This is a genomic window from Enhydrobacter sp. (assembly GCA_025808875.1).
In the GTDB taxonomy this organism is placed as follows: domain Bacteria; phylum Pseudomonadota; class Alphaproteobacteria; order Reyranellales; family Reyranellaceae; genus Reyranella.
Window position 1 is genome coordinate 2,071,960 of sequence record CP075528.1, and the last position, 23,635, is coordinate 2,095,594.

The following is a 23,635-nucleotide window of genomic DNA, read 5'->3' on the forward strand; positions in this document are numbered from 1 at the left end:
CGTCGGGCTTCGTCCTCGGCAAGCTTCGGTCTGGTCGCGTCATCCCGCAAGCCGCACCGGCAGCGCGGCGAGCGCGCGGATGCCGACCCTGCGGCGCCACTGGATGGGCCCGGCTTGCTCGTCGAGCCGGATATTCGGGAACCGCGCGAACAGGCGCTCGAACGCCACGGCCGCCTCGGCGCGGGCGAGCTGGAAGCCGAGACAGAAATGCACGCCCGTACCAAAGGCGAGATGGGGGTTGGGATGGCGCGCGATGTCGAAGCGGTGCGGTTCGCGGAACTTCGCCGGGTCGCTGTTGGCGCCGGTGAGGAACGCCGCGAGCATGTCGCCGCGGCGCAACTGCCGGCCCTGCCAGACGAGGTCTCGGGTGGCGAAGCGCGGCTTGGTCATCTGCACCGGCGAGACGAAGCGCAGGCATTCCTCGATGCACGACGTCATCAGGCCGGGATCGTCGCGCAGCCGCCGATACTGGTCCTCGTGCGACAGCAGCGCGTGCAGCCCGCCCGAGATCAGGTGCGTCGTCGTCTCCTGTCCGGCACCGAACAGCAGGAAGACCATCGAGACGAGCTCGTCTTCGCTGAGCTTATGGCCATCGGCTTCGGCGTCCCGCAGGCCGGCGATCAATCCCTCGGGCAGCGCGCCGCCGTTCGGCCGGGAGACGCGGCGCAGATGGCGCACCACGCCGATCACGCCGGGCAGCGCGCGGATCACCGCCGCCATGTTGGCCGTGTCCTTCAACCCGCCCAGCCAGCCCTTGAACCGGTCGTGGTCGCGCTCGGGCAGGCCGAGCAGGGCGCAGATCACCGACAGCGGCAGGTCGCGGCAGTATTCGTCGAGCAGGTCGATCTGTGTCCTTCCCTCCAGGCGGTCCAGCAGGCGGTCGGCGATGGCCGCGATCATCGGCCTCAACGCCTCGATCGTGCGGTGGCGGAACGCCTGGTCGACGAGGCCGCGCAGCCGGCGATGCTCGGGATCGTCGTGGCCCAACATGTTGAGCGCGAGCAGGCTCAAGGTTCGCGGCAGCAGGGCGAGAATCCGCGCCTGCGTGCGGCTGCCGGCATTGGCCGGATCGCGCGCGAAGGTCGCGTGGTCCTTGAGGAGATCGGCGCAGGCGTCGTGCGTGACGGCGAGCCAAGTCGTGCCGACGATCGGCAGCCGGAGCCCCACGACGGCTCCTTCGGCCCGCATCCGATCGGCGGTGGGGAAGGGGGCGGCATGGAAGGCGGGTGAGAGGATGTCGTGCGCGGGCTTTGCCATCGGCACCTTCACATGGCGTCGATCGGCGCGGGTTCAATGCGGTCCAACTCGTACAAGCAATGGGCTGTATACCTCATACATTTTTGTTCCATCTTTGTTCCAGATGCTTTAGAAGGACCCTGGATACGACCCCGGAGGACACCGATGCCTTCGATAGATCTGACCGAATTTCCCTCGCTCACCGTCAATCCTCCCGAAGGTCGTGCCCGCGGCGTAGGGCGTCGGCGAAGGCCACTCGTTGGAACTGACCGCGCGCGGTCTGAGCGCGAATCTCGAAGCGGCAAGGCGGGTGGGTGTCGGCCTATGACGAGTGGCGGGACATCGCCGTGCGCGGCGACGGCGGCGACCCTGCCGAGGAGATGGAAGACCCCGGATCATGGTCCTGTCACGAGCCACGTCCTAGGATCGGCGCCCCCTCTTGAACTTATATTAGAATAATTCTAAATATGGTGTCGACGAGACGACAGGAGACAGCCATGGATGGATCGAGCGACGGCAACGCGGGCGACAAGGGCGCGGGCAAGTGCCCGTTCCTGCATTCCAACGCGACGCACTCCAACCGCGACTGGTGGCCCAACCAGCTCGATCTCGGCGTGCTACACCAGCATTCGCCGCTGTCCGATCCGATGGGCGAGGCCTTCGACTACGCCGCCGAATTCAGGAGCCTGGACCTCGACGCGCTGATCAAGGACCTGCACGCGCTGATGACCGATTCGCAGGACTGGTGGCCGGCCGACTTCGGCCACTACGGTCCGTTCTTCATTCGCATGGCGTGGCACAGCGCCGGCACCTATCGCGTCGGGGACGGGCGGGGCGGCGCCGGCGGCGGCCAGCAGCGCTTCGCACCGCTCAACAGCTGGCCCGACAACGTGAACCTCGACAAGGCGCGCCGGCTGCTGTGGCCGATCAAGCAGAAATACGGCCGCAAGATCTCGTGGGCCGACCTGATGATCCTCGCCGGCAACGTCGCGCTGGAATCGATGGGCTTCAAGACCTTCGGCTTCGGCGGCGGGCGTGCCGACACCTGGGAGCCGCAGCAGGACATCTACTGGGGGGCCGAGGGCAAGTGGCTGGCCGACGAGCGCTACAGCGGCGATCGCGACCTCGAGAATCCGCTGGCCGCCGTGCAGATGGGGCTCATCTACGTCAACCCCGAGGGGCCGAACGGCAACCCCGATCCGCTGGCGGCGGCCAGGGACATCCGCGAGACCTTCGCCCGCATGGCGATGAACGACGAGGAGACGGTCGCGCTGATCGCCGGCGGTCACACCTTCGGCAAGACCCACGGCGCGGGCGACGCGACCCTGGTCGGGCCGGAACCGGAAGCCGCCACCATCGAGCAGCAGGGGCTGGGCTGGGCCAGCAAGTTCGGCAGCGGCAAGGGTGCCGATGCGATCGGCAGCGGCCTCGAGGTCACCTGGACCACGACGCCGACCCGCTGGAGCACCAATTTCTTCTGGAACCTGTTCGGCTACGACTGGGAACTGACCAAGAGCCCGGCCGGCGCGCACCAGTGGCGGCCGAAGAACGGCGCCGGTGCCAGCACGGTGCCGGATGCACACGACAAGTCGAAGCGCCATGCGCCGGCGATGCTGACCACCGACCTCGCGCTGCGCTTCGATCCGGCCTACGAGAAGATCTCGCGGCGATTCATGGAGAATCCCGACCAGTTCGCCGACGCCTTCGCGCGGGCCTGGTTCAAGCTCACGCATCGCGACATGGGACCGATCGTGCGCTATCTCGGCCCGCTCGTGCCGAAGGAGCAGCTGCCGTGGCAGGACCCGATCCCCGCGGTCGACCATGCCCTGATCGGCGAGCCTGAGATCGCGGCACTCAAGGCCAAGATCCTGGGCTCGGGACTCTCGGTCTCGCAGCTCGTCGCGACGGCCTGGGCGTCGGCCGCGACGTTCCGCGGCTCCGACAAGCGCGGCGGTGCCAACGGCGCGCGCGTGAGACTGGCGCCGCAGAAGGACTGGGCGGTCAACCAGCCGGCCGAGCTCGCCAAGGTGCTGAAGACGCTGGAGGCCGTGCACAAGGACTTCAATGCGGCGCTCGGCGGCGGCAAGAAGGTGTCGCTGGCCGACGTGATCGTGCTCGGCGGCGGCGCGGCGATCGAGAAGGCGGCCAAGGCGGCGGGCGTCGAGCTCGCGGTGCCGTTCGCGCCGGGCCGCATGGATGCGTCGCAGGAGCAGACCGACGTCGACTCCTTCGCGCCGCTCGAGCCCCGGGCCGACGGCTTCCGCAACTACCTCGCCGGCAAGTCGCGGCTGTCGCCCGAGGAGATGCTGGTCGACCGCGCCCAGCTGCTGACCCTGACGGCACCGGAGATGACGGTCCTGGTGGGCGGCCTGCGCGTGCTCGGCGCCAACACGGGCAAGTCGCCGCACGGCGTCTTCACCCGGCAGCCGGAGACCCTCTCCAACGACTTCTTCGTCAACCTGCTCGACATGGCGACCGAATGGCGGCCGGCCTCGGGCGCGGAAGGCGTCTACGAGGGCGTCGACCGCAGGACGAAGAAGGTCAGGTGGACCGGCACCCGCGTCGACCTGATCTTCGGCTCGCACTCGCAGCTGCGGGCGCTCGCCGAGGTCTATGCCAGCGCCGACGCCCGGGAGAAGTTCGCCCGCGACTTCGCCGCGGCCTGGGTCAAGGTGATGAACCTCGACCGCTTCGATATCGCCTGACGGCGGCGAGGGAACCCGCGCCGCCGCCGCGTCGTAACCCCGTGGGGGCGTCTTCCTCACGGGGATTGCGACATGGCACGGTGCGAGACCTGCGGCAACGACTACGACAAGGCCTTCCTGGTCACCAAGGACGGCGAGGCGCACACCTTCGACAGCTTCGAGTGCGCGATCCACGCCCTGGCGCCGACTTGCGCGCATTGCGGCATCCGGATCGTCGGCCACGGACTTGAGAAGGGCGGCACATTCTTCTGCTGCGACCACTGCGCCCAGAAGACGGGAGTGACCGAGCTGCGCGACCGCGCCTAACCGTCCTCCCGTGCGGCGCTCGGGCGCGAGCCCGTGGCGGGCGAGAAGTCCGCCAGCGGCTGGTGGCCCGACTTCAGGCTGTTCAGGTAGCGCTCGGTGAAGTCCATCCTGATCTCGGCCCACAGGGGCAGGTGGTCGGACATCTGCCAGGTGCGCCAGTTCCGGTAGGCCGCGAGGTCGGTCTTGGCCGGCTTGCCTTTCTTGGTCACGGTCGGCATGTGCGGCCTGTAGGCGGCGTAGTCCTCGGCGGTGTCGCGAAACACATGCTCCTGCCAGTGGAAGCAGTCGGCTTGCGCGATCTCGACCACGCCCTCGCGGGCCCTGAGCGCGATCTGGTCGTAGTAGTTGGCGCTGGCGAGCGCGGTCGGCTTGCGCAGCTCCTTGGGCACGCCGAAGCCGTTGCCGAGCAGGGCGTCCATCGTCGGATCCTGGGGATTGAGGATGTTGAAGTCGCCCAGCAGGATGTAGGTCTCGCCGTCCTTCTTCTGGCGCTTGGCGAAAAAGCCCGCGATGTCGGCGATCTCGCGCTTGCGCTGCGCGGTGTCGGTGGCCGAGCCGTAGTAGATGTGGACCGTGCAGACGTTGAACTTGAACCAGCCGGCCTGGAACGCGACGAGGAAGGGCGTGCGGTTGAACTGCGGCGACGGCTTGCCCTTCACCGGCGGCAGGACGATCTCGCCGGCGACGTGACGGAAGCGAATCTTCCGGGTGTCGTAGACATAAGCCAGCCGCTCGCTGTTGCCGCTCTGGTCGGTGACGATGTAGTCCCAGTGTGGACCGAGCAGCCGCATGACCTTCTGGAAGTCGGTCATGTCCTCGTTGACCTCCTGCACCGCGACCAGATCGAACGCCGAGATCACCTCGGCGATGTAGAGAAAGGTCTCGTCGAGGCGCGGCGACGGGTTGAACTTGCTGCTGCCAAGGTCGCGGATGTTCCAGCTCGCCAAATGGAACGTGTCCTGCTTGTTGCGGACGGTGATCTTGTCGCGAATGCCGGCGCGCAGGGCGAGCAGCCGGTCGATGGCGCGATCGCGCATCTTGCCGTCCGCGAAGCGGCGCAGTCCCGAATATTGCACCATGACGACGGCCCTCCCGTGGCGATGACCATAGCACAACCGGGAGGTGCAGAGGCGGCCGTGTTCCGACCGAATCGGGGGGTCAGCCGGTGCCGTAGTCGATCGGCGTGAGGTCGGGCCCCGATTCGTGTCGCTGCCAGTAGAGTTCGTTCAGTCGCTTCGTGATGGCGCCCGGCGCGCCGTCGCCGACCGCGCGGCCCTCGTAGCGCGCCACCGGCATGACGCCGCCCGCCGTACTGGTCAGGAATATCTCGTCCGCCGCCGCGACCTCCGCCGCGGCCACGGGACGGACCTGGCACTTGAGCTGCAGGTCGGCGGCCAGCTCGATCACGGTGCGCCGGGTGATGCCTTCGAACAGGCCGCGGTCGGGCGTGGCGAGCGCGCCATCCTTGACCAGGAAGAGGTTGAAGCCGGGCCCCTCGGTGATGTTGCCGTGGCGATCGGGCAGGATCGCCAGCGTGGCGTCGCGGTCGTAGGCCTCGAACAGCGCCATGGTGAGGTCGAGCCAGTGGTAGTTCTTGATGCGCTGGTCGAGCGATTCGGGAGGAATGCGCTCGGTCTTCGACAGGATCAGGCTCAGCCCCTCGCGGCGCTGGCGCTCGTCGGCGATCCACACGAAGGGCTGGGCATAGACGTAGAGCCGGTTCTCGCACAGCCGGGGGTCGCGCGTTCCCGGCGGCTGTATGCCCCGCGTGCAGGTGATGTTGACGTAGGCGTCGCGCAGGCCGGTGCGGCGCACGCACTCGGCCATGATGCCGGCGATGTCGGCGCGCGACTGGGCCAGCGACATGCGCAGCCCCTTCATCGAATTCTCGAAGCGCTCGAGATGGTCGTCGAGACGGAAGAAGGATCCCCTCCATACATGCACCACGTCGTAGGTGACGTCGGAGCGCAGAAAGCCGCGGTCGAGCAGCGGCACGCTCGCCTCGGCGAGCGGCATGTACCTGCCACCGATATAGGCCACGCCCTGTACGCTCATGCTTGCCTCCTGGTGCGTCGAGAATAGTCGAGCCTCGTGCGCGATGCCTAGGCCTCGCCGTAGGAGCGGCGGACCGATTTGATCTGCGGCAAAGCGGAAGCACCGACAGCGTGGCAACAATGCCTTGTGGAGCCGTCATCCTCATTGCGCACGTCCGCCGTCGACGCGCTGCTGCCGGTCGAGATCGCCCGCAAGGCGGAGCTCATCGGCGCGCAGAAAGCCCGGCTCGACGCGGTCAGCCTGATCGTCCTGTCGGTGCTGGCCGGAGCCTTCATCGCCCTCGGTGCGATGTTCGCGACGACCGTCGTCGCGGGCACCGAAGGGATGCTTCCCTTCGGCATCCGCCGGCTCCTCGCCGGGGTCGTGTTCGCGCTCGGGCTGGTGCTCGTCGTGCTGGCCGGCGCCGAGCTGTTCACGGGAAACGCGCTGATGGTGATGGCGCTCGCGGCACGCCGGATCTCGCTCGCCGAGATGCTGCGCGCCTGGTCGATCGTCTATGTCGGCAATCTGCTGGGTGCGCTCGGTACTGCCATGCTCGTGTTCCTGTCGGGGCAGTATCTCGCCGGCGACGGCGCGGTGGCGGCCGCCGCCGTGTCCCTGGCGGCCGAGAAGTCGGCGTTGCCGTTCGACCGCGCCTTCTTCCTCGGCGTCCTCTGCAACGTGCTGGTCTGCCTCGCCGTGTGGCTGTCCATCGGCGCCCGCACCACCACGGACAAGATCCTGGCCGTGATGCTTCCGGTGTCGGCCTTCGTCGCCGCCGGTTTCGAGCATTCCGTGGCCAACATGTATCTGGTGCCGCTTGGCCTGCTGATCGCGGATTGGGCGCCACTCGAGCTGTGGGCACGGATTCCGGCGGCTGTCGCCGATGCGGCGGGCCTCAGCTGGGCAAAATTCGTCTACAGCCTGCTGCCCGTCACGCTCGGCAACGCGGTGGGCGGCGGAGCGCTCGTGGGCGGCGTGTACTGGCTCGCCTATCTCAGAAAAAGGTAAGCGCCGCGGTTGCCCGCGGCGCTTCCGAAACCTCGCCCGTTCGACCCGTCAGTGGGTCAGGACCGGCTTGGCGGCCTCCGCGGCGATGGGGATCGCGCGGGGCTTCTTCTCCTCCGGGATCTCGCGCTGCAGCTCGATCGTGAGCAGGCCGTTGCTGAGCTTCGCACCCGTGACCTTCACATGGTCGGCGAGCTGGAAGCGGCGCTCGAAGTCGCGCCCGGCGATGCCGCGATAGAGGAACTGCTTGTCGGTCTCGGCGGCCGGCGCCTGCTTGCCGGTGACCAGGAGCTCGTTCTCCTTCTGGGTCACGTTCAGCTCGGCTTCGGCGAAGCCCGCCACTGCCATCACGATGCGGTAGGCATTGTCGCCCGCCTTTTCGATGTTGTACGGGGGATAGCCGTTGCTGGTGGCCTGGCCGGCGACCGAATCGAGCAGGTCGAAGACCCGGTCGAAGCCGACGGACGCGCGATAGAACGGGGAATAGTCGAAAGCACGCATGTTGATCATCCTCCAGTGAGCGATGTTCCAATGTCGCCGCCCCGTCATGGGCGCGGCTGACGGCACTCGATTTAGGGAGGCGGTTTGCGCCTTCAAGGGGGCGCCGACCGGAGTGTGAGAACAAAATTTTCTCCAATTGGAGATAACGGAAAAGGAAATGCCGGGAGGCGGAAAACCTTCGGGAAACCCCGCTCTGGCTTCTGTGGGATGAAGGGCCAGATCGATCCCACGAGGCTTTTTGCATGTTCGCCCTCATCGACCGCTATCCCACCAGGGCCCTCTGGCTGATCGCCTTCGTCAACGGCGCGGCCATGCTGGGCATCAACGTGCTGCTGCGGGCCATCGTCCAGTAGAGGGCCGATCGGTGAAGCACCTGCCGCTCTTCTTCGATCTGTCCGGGCGACGCGTCGTCGTCGTCGGCGCGGGCGCGATGGCCGACCGCAAGGCGGCGCTCGCCCGCGCCGCCGGCGCGGAGGTCCATCGCTTCGAGGCGATCCGCCGCGGCGATCTGCAGGGCGCCGCCGTGGTCTTCGTCGCCACGGGCGGCGAGGCGGGCGACACGGCGGCCGCACGCGCCGCCAGGGAGGCGCGGGTGCCCGTCAACGTCGCCGACCGCCCGGCGCTCAGCGATTTCATCATGCCGGCCATCGTCGATCGCGACGAAGTCGTCGTGGCGGTTTCCACCGGCGGTGCCTCGCCGATGCTGGCGACCTGGCTGCGCGGCCGGGTCGAAGCGCTTTTGCCGGAACGCATCGGTGCGCTGGCGCGGCTTGCGCGCACCTTTCGCGCCCAGGCCCGGGCAATGATCGCCGATCCCGCCGCAAGGCGCGTCTTCTGGCGGCGTCTGGTCGAGGGGCCGGCGGGCGCGCGCGCCCTGGCCGGCGACGAAGCAGGCGCGCGCCGCGCCGTTCTTGCCGAGCTGAACGATTCGAGGCGCGGGCTGAAGCCGCTCGGCGTCGTCCACGAGATCTTGGCGCCAGCCGATCCCGACCTGCTCACCCTGCGCGCCGCGCGCGTTCTGCAGGACGCCGACGCCGTCCTGCACGACGAGACGGTCTCCGCCGCCGTGCTCGCCCGCGCCCGTCGCGATGCGGAGTTCGTCGCCCTGGCCGGCGAGGATTCGGCCGAGGTCGCGCGCCGCGTGAGCGCGGGCCAGACCGTGGTGCGCCTGCGTGCCGCCTTTCCCCGTCTTGCGGAGGCTTCCTGATGGCCAAGAACCTGAGCGGCGAACTGCATGTCGCGTCGGCCAACCGGCTCGTCGACGGTGTCGTGGTGTTCCTCGGCGATGCCGGGGACTGGGTGACGGACATCGCCCGCGCCGCGGTCGCCCGCGACGGGCGCGCGGCCGAGATCCTGCTGCACCGAGCCCGCGCCGAGGCCTTCACCGTGGTCGAGCCGTATCTCGTGGCGGTCTCGGAGGACGACGAGGGTGCGTTGGAGCCGCTCAGTCTGCGCGAGCGCATCCGCGTTTCCGGACTGACCTTCCACGCCATCGCCGCCGACGCGGTGCGCTATGCCTGACACCCATTTCTACCGCTACGACGACTATGACCGCACCCTGGTCCGGGAGCGCATCGCGCAGTTCCGCGACCAGGTGAGGCGCCGGCTTGCCGGCGAACTCACCGAGGAGCAGTTCAAGCCGCTGCGCCTCACCAATGGGCTGTACCTGCAGCTCCACGCCTACATGCTGCGCATCGCGATCCCCTACGGCACGCTGTCCTCGCGCCAGTTGCGCAAGCTCGCCGACATCGCGCGCCGGTACGATCGCGGCTACGGCCACTTCACGACCCGCCAGAACCTGCAGCTCAACTGGATCCGGCTCGAGGACGCGCCCGACGCGCTGGCCGCCCTGGCCGAGGTCGACATGCACGCCATGCAGACCAGCGGCAACTGCATCCGCAACGTGACGGCCGACCACTTCGCCGGCGCCGCGGCCGACGAGATCGAGGATCCGCGCATCTGGTGCGAGATCGTGCGCCAGTGGTCGACCTTGCATCCGGAATTCAGCTTCCTGCCGCGCAAGTTCAAGATCGCCATCACCGGCTCGCCCAACGACCGCGCCGCCGTGCGTGTCCACGACATCGGGCTCCGGCTGTGGCGGAATCCCGAGGGACGGGTGGGGTTCGAGGTGATCGTGGGCGGCGGGCTCGGCCGCACGCCGATGATCGGCAAGACCTTGCGCGAATTCCTGCCGCGCGAGGAGCTGCTGGCCTATCTCGAAGCGACCCTGCGGGTCTACAATCGCTACGGACGCCGCGACAATCTCTACAAGGCTCGCATCAAGATCCTGGTGCACGAGATCGGCGCCGAGAAGATGCGCGCCGAAGTCGAGGCCGAGTATGCCGCGGTCAGGGACGGCGCGCTCAGGCTGCCGGCCGCGACGATCGAGGCCATCGCCGCCCAGTTCGCGCCACCCGCCCTGCCGCACCGACCGGCCATTGCGGCCGAAGTCGAGCGGCTCAGGCTCGAGGATCGCGCCTTCGCGCTGTGGCTGAGGTCCAACACCGCGCCGCATCGGCTCGCGGGCTACCGCATCGTGACGGCGTCGCTGAAGCCCGCCGGCGCGCCGCCGGGCGATGCGAGTGCCGCCCAGATGGACGGCGTTGCCGACATCGCCGACGCCTTCAGCCAGGGCGAGGTGCGGGTCAGCCACGAACAGAACCTCGTCTTTCCGCACGTCGCGGTCGACGACCTGCCCGAGGTCCATCGCGCGCTCGGCCGGCTCGGCTTCGCCGAGGCCAATGTCGGCAAGATCGGCGACATCATCGCCTGCCCGGGCCTCGACTACTGCGCGCTCGCCAACGCGCGTTCGATACCGGTGGCGCAGCGCATCTCCGGGCACTTCGCCGAGCTGGCGCGCCAGCACGACATCGGCGATCTCAAGATCAAGATCTCCGGCTGCATCAACGCCTGCGGCCATCACCATGTCGGCCACATCGGCATCCTCGGCGTCGACAAGAACGGCGTCGAGCTCTACCAGATCAGCCTGGGCGGCGACGTCGATTTCGGCCGAACCGCCATCGGCACGATTCTCGGCCCGGCGATCGAGGCCGACAGGGTGGTCGGGGCCGTCGATTCGCTGGTCGCCACCTATCTCGAGCGCCGCACCGACGGCGAGCGCTTCGTCGACACCTATCGCCGCGTCGGCGCCCAACCCTTCAAGGAGCGAGTCTATGCCGCTGTTTAGCGAGAGCGGTGCGCCATCGGCGTTCACCACCATTCCCTTCGCCGATTGGCAATCGCGCACCGACTGGCCGGCCGTGTCGCTCGCCAACACCGATCCGGTCGAGGATCTCGCGTCCCATGTCGGCCGTCTGCGCCTGATCGAACTGCACTTCCCGAAGTTCAGCGACGGCCGCGCCTACAGCCAGGCACGCCTGCTGCGCGGCCGGCTCGGCTATCGCGGCGAGCTGCGGGCCACCGGCAACGTGCTGCGCGACCAGCTTCCCTTCCTGCTGCGTTGCGGCTTCGATTCCTTCGAGAGCGACCAGCCGGGCTTCGACGAAGCGTTGGCCTCGGCGCGTTCGCTGTTCAGCGTGGTCTACCAGGCCACCGAGGATGGGCGCGTTCCGGCCTCGCGCCTGCGCCTCGGCGCGGACGCGACGGTCTGACGTCGCCTCAGGTCGGGGCGGGATCGAGAGCGATCCGGCCCGCGCGCGCGAACAGAGCCGCGACCGAGTAGCGCCAGACCGCCTGGGCGGCCGCCACGTCGCGGCCGCACTGGTCGCGCAGATGCAGCCAGGCGTCCATCTCGGTGAGGCTCATGACCGCGTCGAGCAGGAACGCCTGCGCCCCCGCCGGCAGGGTGGCGAGCTCCGGCGCATAGAGGATCTGGGCGCGGGCGCGCAGCAGCTGGGCGACCCGGGCGATGCGCAGGCGAAAGCCCTCGTCGTGGGAGGCGAAGCGGATCGCCACACGCCACATCGGCGCCCAGGCCTCGCAGACACGCGAACGACGTTCGACGAAGCCAGCAACACGCTCGGCGAGCGGACCGTCCGGCGAGACCGGCGGCATGGTCGCCAAGGTCGATGCGATGACGTAGTCGAAGGTCGCGGCGTAGAAGGTGGTGGCGTCGGCGAAATGTTCGTAGAAGGTGCGCAGTCCGACGTTGGCTCGGGCCGCCACGTCGGCCGTCGCCGGGATGTCGTGCAGCTCGCGCATCATCAGCAGCATCGCCTCGTAGAGGCGTCGGCGCGTCGCCTCTCCGCGGCGATGCCGGCCGTCGGTGGCACCCGTGACCTCGACCCGCCGCACGACGGCCGGTCGCGCCGGGAGCTTCCTGCGGGGGCGCGCGCGCCCGACCTTGCCCTTTGCCATGCTTGCGCGGATACCGTTTCAGGCGTTGCTGGGGGCGAGAGGCGCCGCGGCGCCGACCTGCTCGTCGAGCCATGTGCGCGCCATGGCCACCGTCTTGAACAGCGCGATCGGCCGCTTTCCGACACCGACATTCATGTAGCGACGGATCAGCAGGGTGGTTTCGGGGTCGACCGCGACGATGGCGATCGGACCGCGCGGTTCCATGATGGCGTGCGCGCTGGCCCAGGCGCCGAGTTCCATCACGTCGTCGTCGCTGAAGCGCGGCACCGCCCGGGTGGCATCGAGCAGTTTCGGATAGGGCATCGCGCCCTGGGTGATGAGGTTGTGGAAATAGTGCTGGACGTCGGCCAGCACGACGTCGCCATCGGCCACGGCATGGACGAAGCGAGCGGTGTGATCGATGTCGAAGCGCAGCGGCACGTCGTCCTCCCAGGTTGACGTTGGGAGAAGTTTAGCCGCTTTCTCAGCTGCGGGCGACCTGCGCCGCCACGCACAGCCAGCGGCCGCCGCGGCGCGCCCAGATATCGGTGTAGCGGCCGTTGCCGGCGCGCCCGTCCGGCAGGGTGTAGGTGGTGCGGGCGTGGATGACGGCGAAGTCGCCCATCACCCGCACGTTGACGTCATGACATGCCAGATCGCGGATCCTCGCGGGCGGCGCGATCTGGGCCAGGAAGCCCGCCTTGTCGACCAGCGAACCGTCGGGATTGGTGTTGAGGAAGTCCTCCGACAGGATTTCGCCGAACCGCTCGACGTCGGAATTCTGCACCGACGCGATGTAGTCGGCGTTGAGCCGACTCAACATCTCGACGTCGTTCATGCCGACCCTCCCTCGTGGCTCAACAGCCATTTCTTGCGCTCGAGCCCGCCGCCGTAGCCCGTCAGCGAACCGTCGGAGCCGATGACTCGGTGGCAGGGTACGACGATGCTGATCGGATTCTGCCCATTTGCCAGGCCGACGGCCCGCACCGCCGTCGGATGGCCGATGCGGCGCGCCAGTTCGCCGTAGCTGAGCGTGGTGCCGCACCTGATTCGACGCAATGCCTTCCAGACCCGCTTCTGGAACGGCGTGCCTTCCGTCTTCGCCGGCAGATCGTCGATCGCCGTGAGATCGCCCGCGAAGTAGCGCCGCAGGGCGGCCGTCAGGCCGCCGGGATTGCGCGCGGCTGTCATCGTGCGGGCGCCGCGACCGTACTGACGGTCGAGCAGCTGCCTCATGCGCGCCTCGTGGTCGGTCCAGTCGATGGCGCGCAGGTTGCCGTCGCGGTCGGCGACGACGATCAGTTCGCCCATGGGCGTCGCCATCCTGTCGATCAGCAACTCAAGCATGTCCGGCCATCCTCAGATGCTGTTGTGCGTAGGCGTGCCAGGGCCGCCAGGCAGGTGGCGCGGCCGCGTTGAGTTCGGGAATGAAATCGCGGTCCCAGTCGCCGGGCGCGCGCAAGCCGGGTCGCCGGGCGATCAGCGGCGCGAGCTTGGGGTCGCGCGCGAGATGACTGCCGATGGTGGCGATGTCGGCGCCGAGATCGAACACGCGCTTCACCCGGGCGACGATGGACGGCAATGCACGCACTTCGGGAAAGTGGATGGTGACCGCGACCGAGTTGCGTTCCGGCAAATGAGCCACCGAGACGCTGCCCTTGCGTCCGTCGAGTTCGACGTCGCGGTGCCACACCCCGCCTTCGATGCGTTCGGTCCTCTTCCTGGCGCGCTGGCGCAGGGCCTCGATCATGCCGTCCCAGTCGTACGGTGGGCGATAGGAAAGCCTGAGCGTGACGCCGTCCCGACCCGACGTATCGCGCGTCTGCTTGCGGCGCAGGTCGGATGGTGGCCGCCCGTAGAGCTTGCGGAAGATCTCGTTGAAGCGGCGGACGCTGCCGAAACCGGCCGACAGCGCCACTTCGGTCATCGGCAAGTGCGTGTCGTGGATGAGCTGCTTGGCGAACAGGACGCGGCGGGTCTGGGCAACGGCGATCGGCGATGCCCCTAGATGCTGGCTGAACAGGCGGCGCAGCTGCCGACCGCCGACGCCCAGCCGCTCGGCCAGCACCTCGACCCCGGCCTCGCTCTCGTCGAGCGCTCCCTCGGCGATCAGCTTCAGCGCGCGCGACACCGTGTTGGAACTGCCGCGCCAGAAGGCAAGCTCGGGGGCGATCTCAGGACGGCAGCGCAGGCAGGGCCGGAACCCCGCCTCCTGCGCCGCCGCGGCCGAGGCGAAATAGCGGCAGTTGGCGAACTTGGGAGTGCGCGCCGGGCAGATCGGCCGACAATAGATTCCGGTCGAGGTCACGCCCACGAAGACGCGGCCATCGAATCGCGCATCGTGCGTCTGGAAGATGCGATAGCAGGCGGCCCGGTCGGCAAGCTCGAGTTCCATGCGCGGACTCTAGTCAGAGGCGATAGGACTGGCTCGCGGTTTTCGGACTTCTATGGCAGCACGGCGCTGCCTCTATCGGATCTCCAGCGACAGGGGTGCGATCTCGTCGCCGTGGCGGCCACGATAGTCGATCCGGGCTGAATCGCGGATCATGCGCGCCTGCGCCTCGGCCAGGCGCTCCGCCGCGGCCTTCGAATCGAGATGCAGCGGCTCGCCGTCCCGCAGCACGATCTCGCCGTCGACCAGCACGGTGCGCACAGCCCGATCGGCGGCGTGGAAGACGAACGACCGCAGCGGATCGCGCGCCGGCTGCATCAGTGGATGGCCGAGATCGACCAGCACGATGTCGGCGGCCATGCCGGGGGCCAGCGCGCCGATGTCGTCGCGCCTGAGCGCGGCGGCGCCGCCGAACGTCGCGGCCTCGAACGCGCCGCCGGTGTCGAGACTACGGATGTCCTCGCTCATCAGCCTGCCTGCCACGATGGCGAGGCGCATCTCTTCAATCAGATTGTGCGGCGCGCAATCCGTTCCCAGCCCGACATTGACGCCGCGCGCGCGATAGCGGCCGACATGATCCATGGCGAGGCCGTAGCGGGCGAAGGGCTGCGGACAATGAGCGACCGAGGCGCCAGCTTCGGCGATGAGATCGAGATCCTTCGCCGTGTGCCAGCGGATCTGGGGATGCTCGTCGAGCAGGATGCAGTGCGCCAGGACCGTGTCGCGCTTGAGCAGGCCGTGGGCGGCCGCCCACTGGACGGGGGTCGTGTTGTGGCGCCGGATCATCTCGCGCACCTCGACCACCGACTGGCCGATGTGGGTCGAGAAGGGACGACCGGCCTCGTCGGCGTGGCGTCGCGCGTCGACGAACAGCTCGGGCGTGACCGTGTCGATCTGGTTGGGGAAGACCATGCCGTCGAGGCGCCGCGAATTGTGCGCCTCGGCGTCGGCCATGATCCGCTTGGCCTTCTCGAACTGGGCGAGCCCGCCGGCCTCGTCCCATTTCCAGGTCACGGTCTGCGGCGAACTCATGCCCCAGCGTGCCGAGGCGAAGGTCGGCGCCGCGTAGAAGCGCATGCCGCTTCGCGCCATCGTTTCCAGCCAGCCCTCGAACGGCACGGTCACGTCGCAGGCCGTCGTGGTGCCGGCGCGCAGCATCTCGGCGTAGGACATGGTGGCGGCGGCGACACGGCCGTCCTCGCCCAGTCGGAACGCCTGCAGCCGCTCGATCAGGCCGGTCATTTGCTGCTCGGGCACGCCATGATCCTCGCGCACGCCGCGATAGCCCGGCTCGGTCGTGGGGTGGCTGTGGATGTTGACCATGCCCGGCAGCACCAGCATGCCGCGACCGTCCAGCACCGCCTCGCCGGCCGCGGCGGGTCGCGCGCCGGCCGGCGTGATCTCCGCGATCTTGCCGTCGGCGAGGAACAGGTCGATGTCGCGGCGATAGACGTGGCGCCGCGCGTCGCCGTCGCGGACCACGGCCCAGGAGACGTTGCGGATGGATTGCGGACGGGACGCCATGGACGAACTCCCTGAAGGCACAGCTACTCCATAGTTGCCGAGGCCGTCACGGAGGACAAGCCGACGCCCGAGGCGCCGGCGACGGTGTTCCGGAAGGTGAAGAAAAAGGAAACAGGGCTTCGACCGCCGCCGAAGCATCGGACGACGCCGGAGCCCTAGTTTGCGGCCGTGTCTCGAAAGGAGGGGTACATGGCCGATCTCAACAGTCTCAGGCAGGGGCTCGTCGTCACTGCGTTCTGGGAGGCGAAGCCCGACGCGATCGACCGCGTTCGCGGTGTCGTCGAGCGCTTCCTTCCCCAGGCGCAGCGCGACCCCGGTGTGCACGCCTTCCAGATCCATCAGTCGCTGACCGAGCCCGCCAGATTCTTCTTCTACGAGGTGTTCGAGGACGAGGCGGCGTTCGCGGCGCACCAGCAGACGGCGCACTTCAAGGAACTGATTCTCGGCGAGGCGCTGCCGCTGCTCGCCGGACGGGAACGGACGCAGCACCGGTTCGTCCAGCCGACGGCTTGACTGCGACGCGTTGGGGCGGGCGAGGCAACCTCGGCCCGTCCGCCCCGTTTCCGTCCGGCACCACGTTGCGGAGGAAAACGCATGAACTCCATCATCTACCTGGTCGGCCTGGTCGTCGTGGTCATGGCCATCCTGTCCTTCGTCGGCCTGCGCTGAGCCAGCCATGCCGATCGATACTGTCGTCGCCAACAACGACGTCGCGGCGCGGGCGCCGCACTTCCGGTACCTCGACTGGGGTCCGGTGATCGGCGGTGCCATCGGCACGGCCGCGATCGCATTCGTTCTCTACACCTTTGGGTCCGCTCTCGGACTGTCGGCGGTCTCCGCCGAGCCCTATCGCGGCCTGTCCGGACCGACCTTCTTCATCGTGGTGACGCTCTACGCCGCACTGGTGCAGGTCGTCGCCTATGCCGCCGGCGGATACCTGGCGGGGCGTATGCGCATGCCGTGGCTCGGCGGTAGCGAAGGCGAGCGACATTTCCGCGACGGCGCTCATGGTTTCGCCGTGTGGGCGCTGGGCACCATCGTCACGGTCGCCGTCATCGCGTCAGGCGCCTCGGGTGCGCTGAAGACGGCGATCGAGGCGACGTCGACGGTCTCTGCGGGCGCCACGATGGCGGCGACGAACGCGGGTGACGGCGGCGTCTCCCTGCGGCCTGCCGACCGGGCGACGGATCTGCTGCTGCATCCCGGACCAGATGGTGCGCCGGAGGGGCGGGTCGCCGCCGACCGCGGACCGATCGTCCGCACCTTCGTCGCCAACCTCGGCAGCGAAGCGCTGAGCGAGCGCGACCGCGCCTACCTCGCCCGGACGGTCGCTCGGCAGACCGGCCTGCCGCAAGCCGAGGCGGAGACGCGCGTCGACGAGGCTTTCGCCGAAGCCAGGGCCGCCGAGCAGCGCATCCGCCAGGCCGCGGAGGAGACGCGGAAGAAGAGCGCACTCGCCGCCTTCATCACTGCCGCGACCCTCGCCATCGCGTGCGCTGCCGCCTGCGTCGCCGCCGGGCTGGGCGCACGCGACCGCGACGCGCGCACCGCTGCCTACTGGATGGGTGCGACGCGCTTCTGGTAGCGCGTCGTTCCTTGCGGCCGGTGAACGGTCATGCATAGTCCGCGGCCATGGCGACCGAGGCCCCGGCGGATGGAGGATGGCGCGCACTGTTGAGGCCGGAGTGGCTGGCAGCGCTGTCGGTGTTGCTGGGCGGCGTGCTGCTGCACTCGATGAACGTGCTGCTGCTGGCCACCATCCTGCCGACCATTGTCGGCGAACTGGGCGGCGCGGCGCTGATGCATTGGCCGACGACGTCCTTCCTCGCCTCGTCGATCGTTGCCGCCACCTGCACCGGCGTGCTGACGGGTGCGCTCGGCGCGCGCGCGACCTTCTGCATCGGCGCCCTGGTGTTCGGGGTAGGCGCCTTGCTCTGTTCGATGGCGACGGCGATGAGTTGGGTCATCGCGGGCCGCTTTGTGCAGGGTTTTGGTGGCGGCCTGCTCGGTGCCGTCGCCTACGTGCTGGTGCGCAATACCTTCCCCGAGATCGTGTGGTCGCGTGCCATCGCCCTGCTGTCGGGCATGTGGAGCGTGTCGATCCTGGTCGGGCCGCTGGCCGGCGGGCTATTCGTCCGCTTCGGCGACTGGCGCAGCGCTTTCGTCGCTGTCGCCGTCGTGGCGCTGCTGATGGCCGTGGGCGCCTTCGTCGTCCTGCCGCGGACGAAGGCCGCCGAACGCCGGGCATCGAGCGTGCCTGCAGCGCGCATCGCCCTGGTCTGCCTCGCCATCGGCGGCACCTCGGCAGCGGCCGTCGTCGCCGCGGCGTGGGGGAAGGCCGCGCTGATCGCCGCCGGCATCGCCTGCCTGGTCGCCATGGTCGCCGTCGATCGCCGTGCGTCGATGCCCCTGTTCCCGAGCGATGCCTTCTCGTTGCGCAGCCCGACCGGCGTGGGCCTTTGGCTGCTGTTGCTGCTGTCGGTCACCTACAGCCCGCTGCAGATCTACGTGCCGATCTTCCTGCAGCGCCTGCATGGCCTCGATCCGTTGTCGGCCGGCTATGCCGTGGCCGGCGCGTCGATCGGCTGGACCGCCGCGGCCGTGCTGGTGCCGAGCCTGCACGACCGATGGCCCGGACGGCTGATCGTGCTGGGGCCCATCGTCATGGCCATGGGCCTGCTCGGCCTCGCCTTGCTGATGACCGTGCGGCCAGTATTCGCCGTCCTGCCGGGCATCTTCCTGCTCGGCGCGGGCATCGGCATGTGCTGGGCCTTCATCGCCCAGCGCACCATGAGCGGCGCCAGGCCGGGCGACGAGACGGTGGCGGCGTCGTCGGTCGCGACGGTGCAGCAGATGGGCTTCGCCGTCGGCGCCGCGTTCGCGGGCCTCGCTGCAAACCTGAGCGGCCTGCTCGACGACATCGAGCGGGCGACCTTCTGGGTGCCGTTCAGCTTCGTCGTGCCGGCCGTCGTCGCGCTGGCCGCCGCGCTTCGCCTGCGCGCCCTGCGTTAGCGCCAGGCGGCGACGTCGAGGAAGGTGCTCTGGTAGGTGGCACCTTCGCCCATGTCGGTGTAGCGATCCGAGCAAAGCATGTTGATGGTGCCCGAGATCGCCTCATGGCTCGGCCGCTGGCCGGGCACCAGCACGACACCCGGCTGGACCTCGTCGCTGACCTTCAGGGTGAGGCCGACCTCGCCGCGTTCATTGAACAGGCGGACGGCGGCACCGTCGGCCAGGCCGCGCTTGCCGGCATCGTCGGGATGCAGGACGCAGAACGGCTGGCCTTCGCGGCCGCGCAGGAATGCGACGCCGGAAAACGCGGTGTGCGCCTGGAAGTAACCCGGCGCGGTCAGCAGTCGGAGCGGCCACTTCTTCGCATCGGCGGCCTCGATCGCATCGGGCGCCCAGTCCGGCATCGGCGGCAGGCCCTGCCGGGCGAGCGCGTCGGAGTAGAACTCGAGCTTGCCCGATGGTGTCGCGAAGGCCTGCGGCCGCCAATCCGCGAGATAGCGCAAGGGCGTGCCGGAGAAGAGCTTGGCCTGGTCGAACGGCTTGTCGCGCAGCAGTTCGCGGGCGATGTCCTGCGGCGACAGCGTGAAGATCCGGTCGGCAAGCCCCATGCGCGGAGCCAAGGCCTGCGCCACCTCGACGTTCGAGCGGGCCTCGGCGAACGGCTTGGCGGCCTGCGGGCTCCACTGCATCCAGTAGCATCCATAGGAGCGGTAGAGATCCTCGGTCTCGAGGTAGTTGGCGGCCGGCAGCACGATATCGGCGTAGCGCGCGGTCTCGCTGAGGAAAGGGTCGTGCACCACGGTGAACAGGTCGTCGCGCATCAGGCCCTTCCGTACCTTGTGGGTCTCGGGGCAGGTCACGACGGGGTTGTTCGCCGCGATGAAGAGGGCGCGGATCGGCGGATCCTTCATGTTCAGCAGTTCTTCGCCGAGACGCAGATGGTTGACCATGCGCGTCGCGGCGGGACCGGACGGCCGGCGCACCGCGCCATAGTTGAGATCGCACGAAGCGGCGGTCAGCAGGAGGGCGCCACCGCCCTTCACGCCGTAGTGACCGGACACGCCCGGCAGCAACGCCACGGTCCGCAGCGCCTGCCCGCCGGCCGCGAGGCGCGTCATGCCTTCGCCCAGTCGGATCAGAGCGGCTTTCGCCGTGCCGTACATCGCCGCGAGCTTCTCGATGTCGGCGACGGGGAGGCCGGTGATCTCGGCGGTATTCGCCGGCGTGAATTTCGGCAGGATCTCGCGCTCTACCCTGTCGAAGCCCAGTGTGTTGCCCGCGATGTAGCGGCGATCGGCGAGACCGTCGCGCACCAGGATGTGCATCATGCCGAGCGCCAGCGCGGCGTCGGTGCCGATGCGGATCGGCAGATGGAGATCGGCCGCCCTGGCGCTGCGCGTGCGGCGCGGGTCGATGACCACGATCGGCACGCCGCGCTTCTTCTTCTGCTCCTCGGCGAGGGCCCAGAAATGGACGTTGGTCGCCGCGAGGTCGGCGCCCCACGAGATGACCAGGTCGGAATGGATGACGGACTCGGGATCGGCGCCGCCGACCGGGCCGACGGTAAAGTTCCAGGCTTCCTCGCAGCACGTGTCGCAGACCGTCCCGGCCTGAAGCCGGCTGGTACCCAGCGCATGGAAAAGGCCGCTCACAAGGCCGCGATTCATCAGGCCCTGGTGGGCGGAGTAGGCATAGCCGAGCAGGGCGAGCGGGCCGCTCTCGGCTATGATCGCCTTCCATTTCGCGGCGATCTCGTCGAGCGCCTCGTCCCAGCCGATCGGCTTGAACTCTCCCGAACCTTTGGCGCCGGTGCGCTTCAGCGGCGTGGCGACGCGCTCGGGGGAATTCACCAGGTCGGAATCGCGGTTGACCTTGCCGCAGGCGAAACCGGCCGTGTAGGGATGGTCGGGGTCGCCCTGCACGCGCACCACCTTGCCGTTGTCGACGTGGGCGATGAGCGAGCACATGTCGGGACAATCATGCGCGCAGACGACGCGAACAGCCTTCACCAACCGCCTCCTCGTGGGGGATGCGGCCGCACTTTAACAGAGGCTTTGCAAAAGCCCTGCGTTACTTCTTCTTGGCCGCGCCCTTAGCCGGCTTGGCGGCCTCGTCCGCCCTGGCGCCGCTCGACTTCGTGCCGGCACCCATGCCGCCCGCGGCGCTGCCGGTCATGCCGAAGCGGTCCTTGAAGCGCTGCACGCGGCCGCCGCGGTCGATGCTCTGGCGCACACCGGTCCATGCCGGATGGGTCTTCGGGTCGATGTCGAGACGCATGGTGGCGCCTTCCTTGCCCCAGGTCGACTTGGTCTCGAAGGACGAGCCGTCGGTCATCACCACGGTGATCTTGTGGTAGTCGGGGTGGATCTTCTCTTTCATGAACCTCTCCAGCGCAGTTTAAGGCCGATTCCGCCCAGGGAGCTCGATTGGCCGGCGCGACAAGGCGGGGGATATACAAGGCCCGGGCCTGCGCTACAAGCGGGTTGTCGGCCCGGTCGAGGGGCTGGTAGATGGCCCGCAAGTGATTGAAAAATAGAGCATGTCAGACAGCACCTTCGAACGCCTCGCCGACAGCCTGCTGGATGCCCTCGAGGAGGGGCTGGCCAGCGAGGCCGACGCCGAACGTCAGGGCGGCGTGCTGACGATCGAGAGGGAGGAGGGGACCTGGGTGGTCAACAAGCATGCCCCCACCCGACAGGTCTGGCTGAGTTCGCCCAAATCGGGCGCGCGACACTACGCCTTCACGCCGAATGCGGGCCTGTGGGCGGATACCCGGGGCGGTGCCGACCTTTTGAGCGTTCTGTCGACCGAACTGGGCGTAGAATTGACGTGGCAACCAGAATGAACCGCTTCGCCGGCCTGCGCCTGCTTGGACCCTATCTGAAGCCGCATCGCGGCCGGGTGGGACTCGCGCTGCTGTCGCTGGTCGTGGCGGCCGGTACGGTGCTGGCCTTCGGCGCCTGCCTCCGGGCGCTGATCGACCGCGGCTTCGCCCAGGGCCGGCCCGACATCCTGAACTATGCGCTGGCGTCGGTGCTGGCGGTCACACTGGTGTTGGCGATCGCGTCGGGCGCGCGCTTCTATCTCGTCTCGTGGCTCGGCGAGCGCGTGGTCGGCAACCTGCGCAAGGATCTGTTCGACCATGTCCTGCGGCTCGGGCCGGCCTGGTTCGAGATCAAGAGGTCGGGCGACGTGATGAGCCGCATCTCGGCCGACGCCCAACTCATCGAGCAGGTGATCGGCTCGTCGGCGTCGGTCGTGCTGCGCAACGCCCTGATGTGCGCCGGGGGCCTGGTCATGCTCGTGGTGACCAACCCCAAGCTGGCCCTGATCGTCATGGCGATCGTGCCGCTGGTGGTGGCGCCGATCGTCCTGTTCGGCCGCAGGGTCCGCCGGCTGTCGCGCGAATCGCAGGAGCGCATCGCCGACATGGTGGCCGAGGGCGGCGAGACGCTCGACGCGGTGCGCACCGTGCAGGCCTTCGCCCAGGAAGACAACGCCATGCGGCGCTTCGGCGTGACGACCGAGCGCGCCTTCGCGGCGGCCCGCCGTCGCATCGCCCAGCGCGCCGTCATGACCTCGTTGGTCATCTTCATCGTCTTCGCCGCCGTCGGCTTCCTGCTGTGGGTCGGGGGCCACGACGTCCTGGACGGGCGCATCACCGCCGGCGACCTCTCGGCCTTCGTGTTCTACGCGGTTCTGGTCGCCATGTCGGGCGGTGCGATCAGCGAGGCGATCGGCGATCTGCAGCGCGCCTCCGGCGCCGCCGAACGGCTGGCCGAACTGAAGGCCGAGCCTTCGGTCATCGTCGAGGCCGCCGCCCCCAGGACGCTGCCGCGGCCGACGCTGGGCAACGTTGCCTGCGAAAAGGTGTCGTTCCGCTATCCGACGAGGCCCGAAAGCCTCGCCCTCGACGGTTTCGACTTGGCCGTCCGTCAGGGCGAGACCGTGGCGATCGTGGGCCCCTCGGGCGCCGGCAAGACCACGGTCTTCAACCTGCTCCTGCGTTTCTACGACCCCGAAGCGGGGGCGGTGCGTCTCGACGGCATCGACATTCGCGACCTGCGGCTCGAGGAGCTGCGGCGGGCGCTCGCCATCGTGCCGCAGGAACCGGTGCTGTTCACCGCGTCGGTGGCCGACAACATCCGCTACGGCAAGCCCGAGGCGAGCGATGCCGAGGTGCGGGCAGCCGCCGAGGCGGCGTCGGCGCTCGGCTTCATCGAGGCGCTGCCGCAGGGCTTCGACACCCATCTCGGTGCGCGGGGCGTCCGCTTGTCCGGCGGCCAGCGCCAGCGCATCGCCGTCGCGCGGGCGCTGCTCTGCGATCCGGCGGTGCTGCTGCTCGACGAAGCGACCAGCGCGCTGGACGCCGAGAGCGAGCTTGCCGTGCAGAAGGCGCTCGACCGGCTGATGCACAAGCGCACCATGCTGGTGATCGCCCACCGGCTGGCGACGGTGCAGAAGGCCGACCGGATCGTCGTCATGGAAGGCGGCAAGGTCGTCGATTCCGGCCGCCATGCGGAGCTGGTGCGTCGCGGCGGGCTCTATTCGAGGCTGGCGGAACTGCAATTCAACGTGCCGGCGGCGGCGGAGTGACGACAGCCCATCGGGTGATTTTTTT

Annotated in this window: 24 protein-coding genes; 12 read left to right on the forward strand and 12 right to left on the reverse strand. The window is 68.8% G+C overall.

Annotated features, from left to right (window positions below; genetic code table 11):
• Positions 1-39 precede the first annotated feature (39 nt).
• Positions 40-1,257: a cytochrome P450 gene (locus KIT25_10270; protein ID UYN97286.1), complete on the reverse strand. Its 1,218-nt coding sequence runs from the start codon at positions 1,255-1,257 to the stop codon at positions 40-42.
• A gap of 476 nt (positions 1,258-1,733) precedes the next feature.
• Between KIT25_10270 and katG the strand changes: the two genes are divergently transcribed.
• Both katG and KIT25_10280 read left to right on the forward strand, forming a co-directional pair.
• The gene (gene katG / locus KIT25_10275; protein UYN97287.1) at positions 1,734-3,941 is read left to right on the forward strand and encodes a catalase/peroxidase HPI; all 2,208 of its coding nucleotides are present in this window, start codon (positions 1,734-1,736) and stop codon (positions 3,939-3,941) included.
• 72 nt (positions 3,942-4,013) lie between these two features.
• Positions 4,014-4,247: a hypothetical protein gene (locus KIT25_10280; GenBank protein ID UYN97288.1), complete on the forward strand. Its 234-nt coding sequence runs from the start codon at positions 4,014-4,016 to the stop codon at positions 4,245-4,247.
• On the opposite strand, the gene KIT25_10285 is transcribed toward KIT25_10280, so the two are convergent.
• Both KIT25_10285 and KIT25_10290 read right to left on the reverse strand, forming a co-directional pair.
• Complete coding sequence (locus KIT25_10285; protein ID UYN97289.1) at positions 4,244-5,326, reverse strand: endonuclease/exonuclease/phosphatase family protein; 1,083 nt, start codon at positions 5,324-5,326, stop codon at positions 4,244-4,246. The two genes, KIT25_10280 and KIT25_10285, sit on opposite strands and share 4 nt — an antisense overlap.
• A 79-nt stretch (positions 5,327-5,405) precedes the next feature.
• Positions 5,406-6,302 carry an aminotransferase class IV gene (locus KIT25_10290; GenBank protein ID UYN97290.1) on the reverse strand — a complete coding sequence of 299 codons (897 nt, stop codon included), beginning with the start codon at positions 6,300-6,302 and terminating at the stop codon, positions 5,406-5,408.
• Between the two features lie 126 nt (positions 6,303-6,428).
• On the opposite strand from KIT25_10290, the gene KIT25_10295 reads away from it, so the two are divergent.
• Positions 6,429-7,292 carry a formate/nitrite transporter gene (locus KIT25_10295; protein UYN97291.1) on the forward strand — a complete coding sequence of 288 codons (864 nt, stop codon included), beginning with the start codon at positions 6,429-6,431 and terminating at the stop codon, positions 7,290-7,292.
• 48 nt (positions 7,293-7,340) lie between these two features.
• Here KIT25_10295 and KIT25_10300 read toward each other — a convergent pair whose 3' ends face one another.
• On the reverse strand, positions 7,341-7,790 hold the full coding sequence (locus KIT25_10300) for an Hsp20 family protein (GenBank protein UYN97292.1): 450 nt from the start codon (positions 7,788-7,790) through the stop codon (positions 7,341-7,343).
• Between the two features lie 364 nt (positions 7,791-8,154).
• On the opposite strand from KIT25_10300, the gene KIT25_10305 reads away from it, so the two are divergent.
• The 4 genes from KIT25_10305 to KIT25_10320 are packed head-to-tail and all read left to right on the forward strand — an operon-like array spanning position 8,155 to position 11,401.
• Positions 8,155-8,997: a siroheme synthase gene (locus tag KIT25_10305; protein ID UYN97293.1), complete on the forward strand. Its 843-nt coding sequence runs from the start codon at positions 8,155-8,157 to the stop codon at positions 8,995-8,997.
• Positions 8,997-9,311: a DUF2849 domain-containing protein gene (locus tag KIT25_10310; protein ID UYN97294.1), complete on the forward strand. Its 315-nt coding sequence runs from the start codon at positions 8,997-8,999 to the stop codon at positions 9,309-9,311. Before KIT25_10305 ends, KIT25_10310 begins: the two co-directional genes overlap by 1 nt.
• Positions 9,304-10,977, forward strand: coding sequence for a nitrite/sulfite reductase (locus tag KIT25_10315; protein UYN97295.1), 1,674 nt, complete (start codon positions 9,304-9,306; stop codon positions 10,975-10,977). The genes KIT25_10310 and KIT25_10315 overlap by 8 nt, the downstream gene beginning before the upstream one ends.
• Positions 10,964-11,401 (forward strand): DUF934 domain-containing protein, encoded by a 438-nt coding sequence (locus KIT25_10320; protein UYN97296.1) that lies wholly within the window; start codon positions 10,964-10,966, stop codon positions 11,399-11,401. Before KIT25_10315 ends, KIT25_10320 begins: the two co-directional genes overlap by 14 nt.
• A gap of 7 nt (positions 11,402-11,408) precedes the next feature.
• On the opposite strand, the gene KIT25_10325 is transcribed toward KIT25_10320, so the two are convergent.
• The 6 genes from KIT25_10325 to KIT25_10350 form a co-directional block, all read right to left on the reverse strand.
• Positions 11,409-12,107 (reverse strand): hypothetical protein, encoded by a 699-nt coding sequence (locus tag KIT25_10325; protein UYN97297.1) that lies wholly within the window; start codon positions 12,105-12,107, stop codon positions 11,409-11,411.
• Positions 12,108-12,125: 18 nt separating this feature from the next.
• Complete coding sequence (locus KIT25_10330) at positions 12,126-12,527, reverse strand: hypothetical protein (GenBank protein UYN97298.1); 402 nt, start codon at positions 12,525-12,527, stop codon at positions 12,126-12,128.
• A gap of 43 nt (positions 12,528-12,570) precedes the next feature.
• Complete coding sequence (locus KIT25_10335; protein UYN97299.1) at positions 12,571-12,924, reverse strand: nuclear transport factor 2 family protein; 354 nt, start codon at positions 12,922-12,924, stop codon at positions 12,571-12,573.
• The gene (gene ogt, locus KIT25_10340; GenBank protein ID UYN97300.1) at positions 12,921-13,433 is read right to left on the reverse strand and encodes a methylated-DNA--[protein]-cysteine S-methyltransferase; all 513 of its coding nucleotides are present in this window, start codon (positions 13,431-13,433) and stop codon (positions 12,921-12,923) included. The genes KIT25_10335 and ogt overlap by 4 nt, the downstream gene beginning before the upstream one ends.
• The gene (locus tag KIT25_10345) at positions 13,426-14,481 is read right to left on the reverse strand and encodes a DNA-3-methyladenine glycosylase 2 family protein (GenBank protein ID UYN97301.1); all 1,056 of its coding nucleotides are present in this window, start codon (positions 14,479-14,481) and stop codon (positions 13,426-13,428) included. Before KIT25_10345 ends, ogt begins: the two co-directional genes overlap by 8 nt.
• 72 nt (positions 14,482-14,553) lie before the next feature.
• Positions 14,554-16,002 (reverse strand): amidohydrolase family protein, encoded by a 1,449-nt coding sequence (locus KIT25_10350; protein ID UYN97302.1) that lies wholly within the window; start codon positions 16,000-16,002, stop codon positions 14,554-14,556.
• A gap of 189 nt (positions 16,003-16,191) precedes the next feature.
• Between KIT25_10350 and KIT25_10355 the strand changes: the two genes are divergently transcribed.
• From KIT25_10355 to KIT25_10365, 3 genes are all read left to right on the forward strand, one after another.
• Entirely contained in the window at positions 16,192-16,515 is a 324-nt protein-coding gene (locus tag KIT25_10355; GenBank protein UYN97303.1) for an antibiotic biosynthesis monooxygenase, read from the forward strand.
• Positions 16,516-16,678: 163 nt separating this feature from the next.
• Entirely contained in the window at positions 16,679-17,587 is a 909-nt protein-coding gene (locus KIT25_10360; GenBank protein ID UYN97304.1) for a hypothetical protein, read from the forward strand.
• A 47-nt stretch (positions 17,588-17,634) separates the two neighbouring features.
• Positions 17,635-19,014, forward strand: a complete 1,380-nt coding sequence (locus tag KIT25_10365) for an MFS transporter (protein UYN97305.1) — start codon at positions 17,635-17,637, stop codon at positions 19,012-19,014.
• Here KIT25_10365 and KIT25_10370 read toward each other — a convergent pair.
• Complete coding sequence (locus tag KIT25_10370) at positions 19,011-21,023, reverse strand: molybdopterin-dependent oxidoreductase (protein UYN97306.1); 2,013 nt, start codon at positions 21,021-21,023, stop codon at positions 19,011-19,013. The genes KIT25_10365 and KIT25_10370 overlap by 4 nt on opposite strands.
• A gap of 61 nt (positions 21,024-21,084) precedes the next feature.
• Entirely contained in the window at positions 21,085-21,393 is a 309-nt protein-coding gene (gene rpmE, locus KIT25_10375) for a 50S ribosomal protein L31 (protein ID UYN97307.1), read from the reverse strand.
• 160 nt (positions 21,394-21,553) lie between these two features.
• Between rpmE and cyaY the strand changes: the two genes are divergently transcribed.
• Positions 21,554-21,859 (forward strand): iron donor protein CyaY, encoded by a 306-nt coding sequence (cyaY, locus tag KIT25_10380; GenBank protein UYN97308.1) that lies wholly within the window; start codon positions 21,554-21,556, stop codon positions 21,857-21,859.
• On the forward strand, positions 21,856-23,610 hold the full coding sequence (locus KIT25_10385; protein ID UYN97886.1) for an ATP-binding cassette domain-containing protein: 1,755 nt from the start codon (positions 21,856-21,858) through the stop codon (positions 23,608-23,610). Before cyaY ends, KIT25_10385 begins: the two co-directional genes overlap by 4 nt.
• The last annotated feature ends 25 nt before the right edge of the window (positions 23,611-23,635 follow it).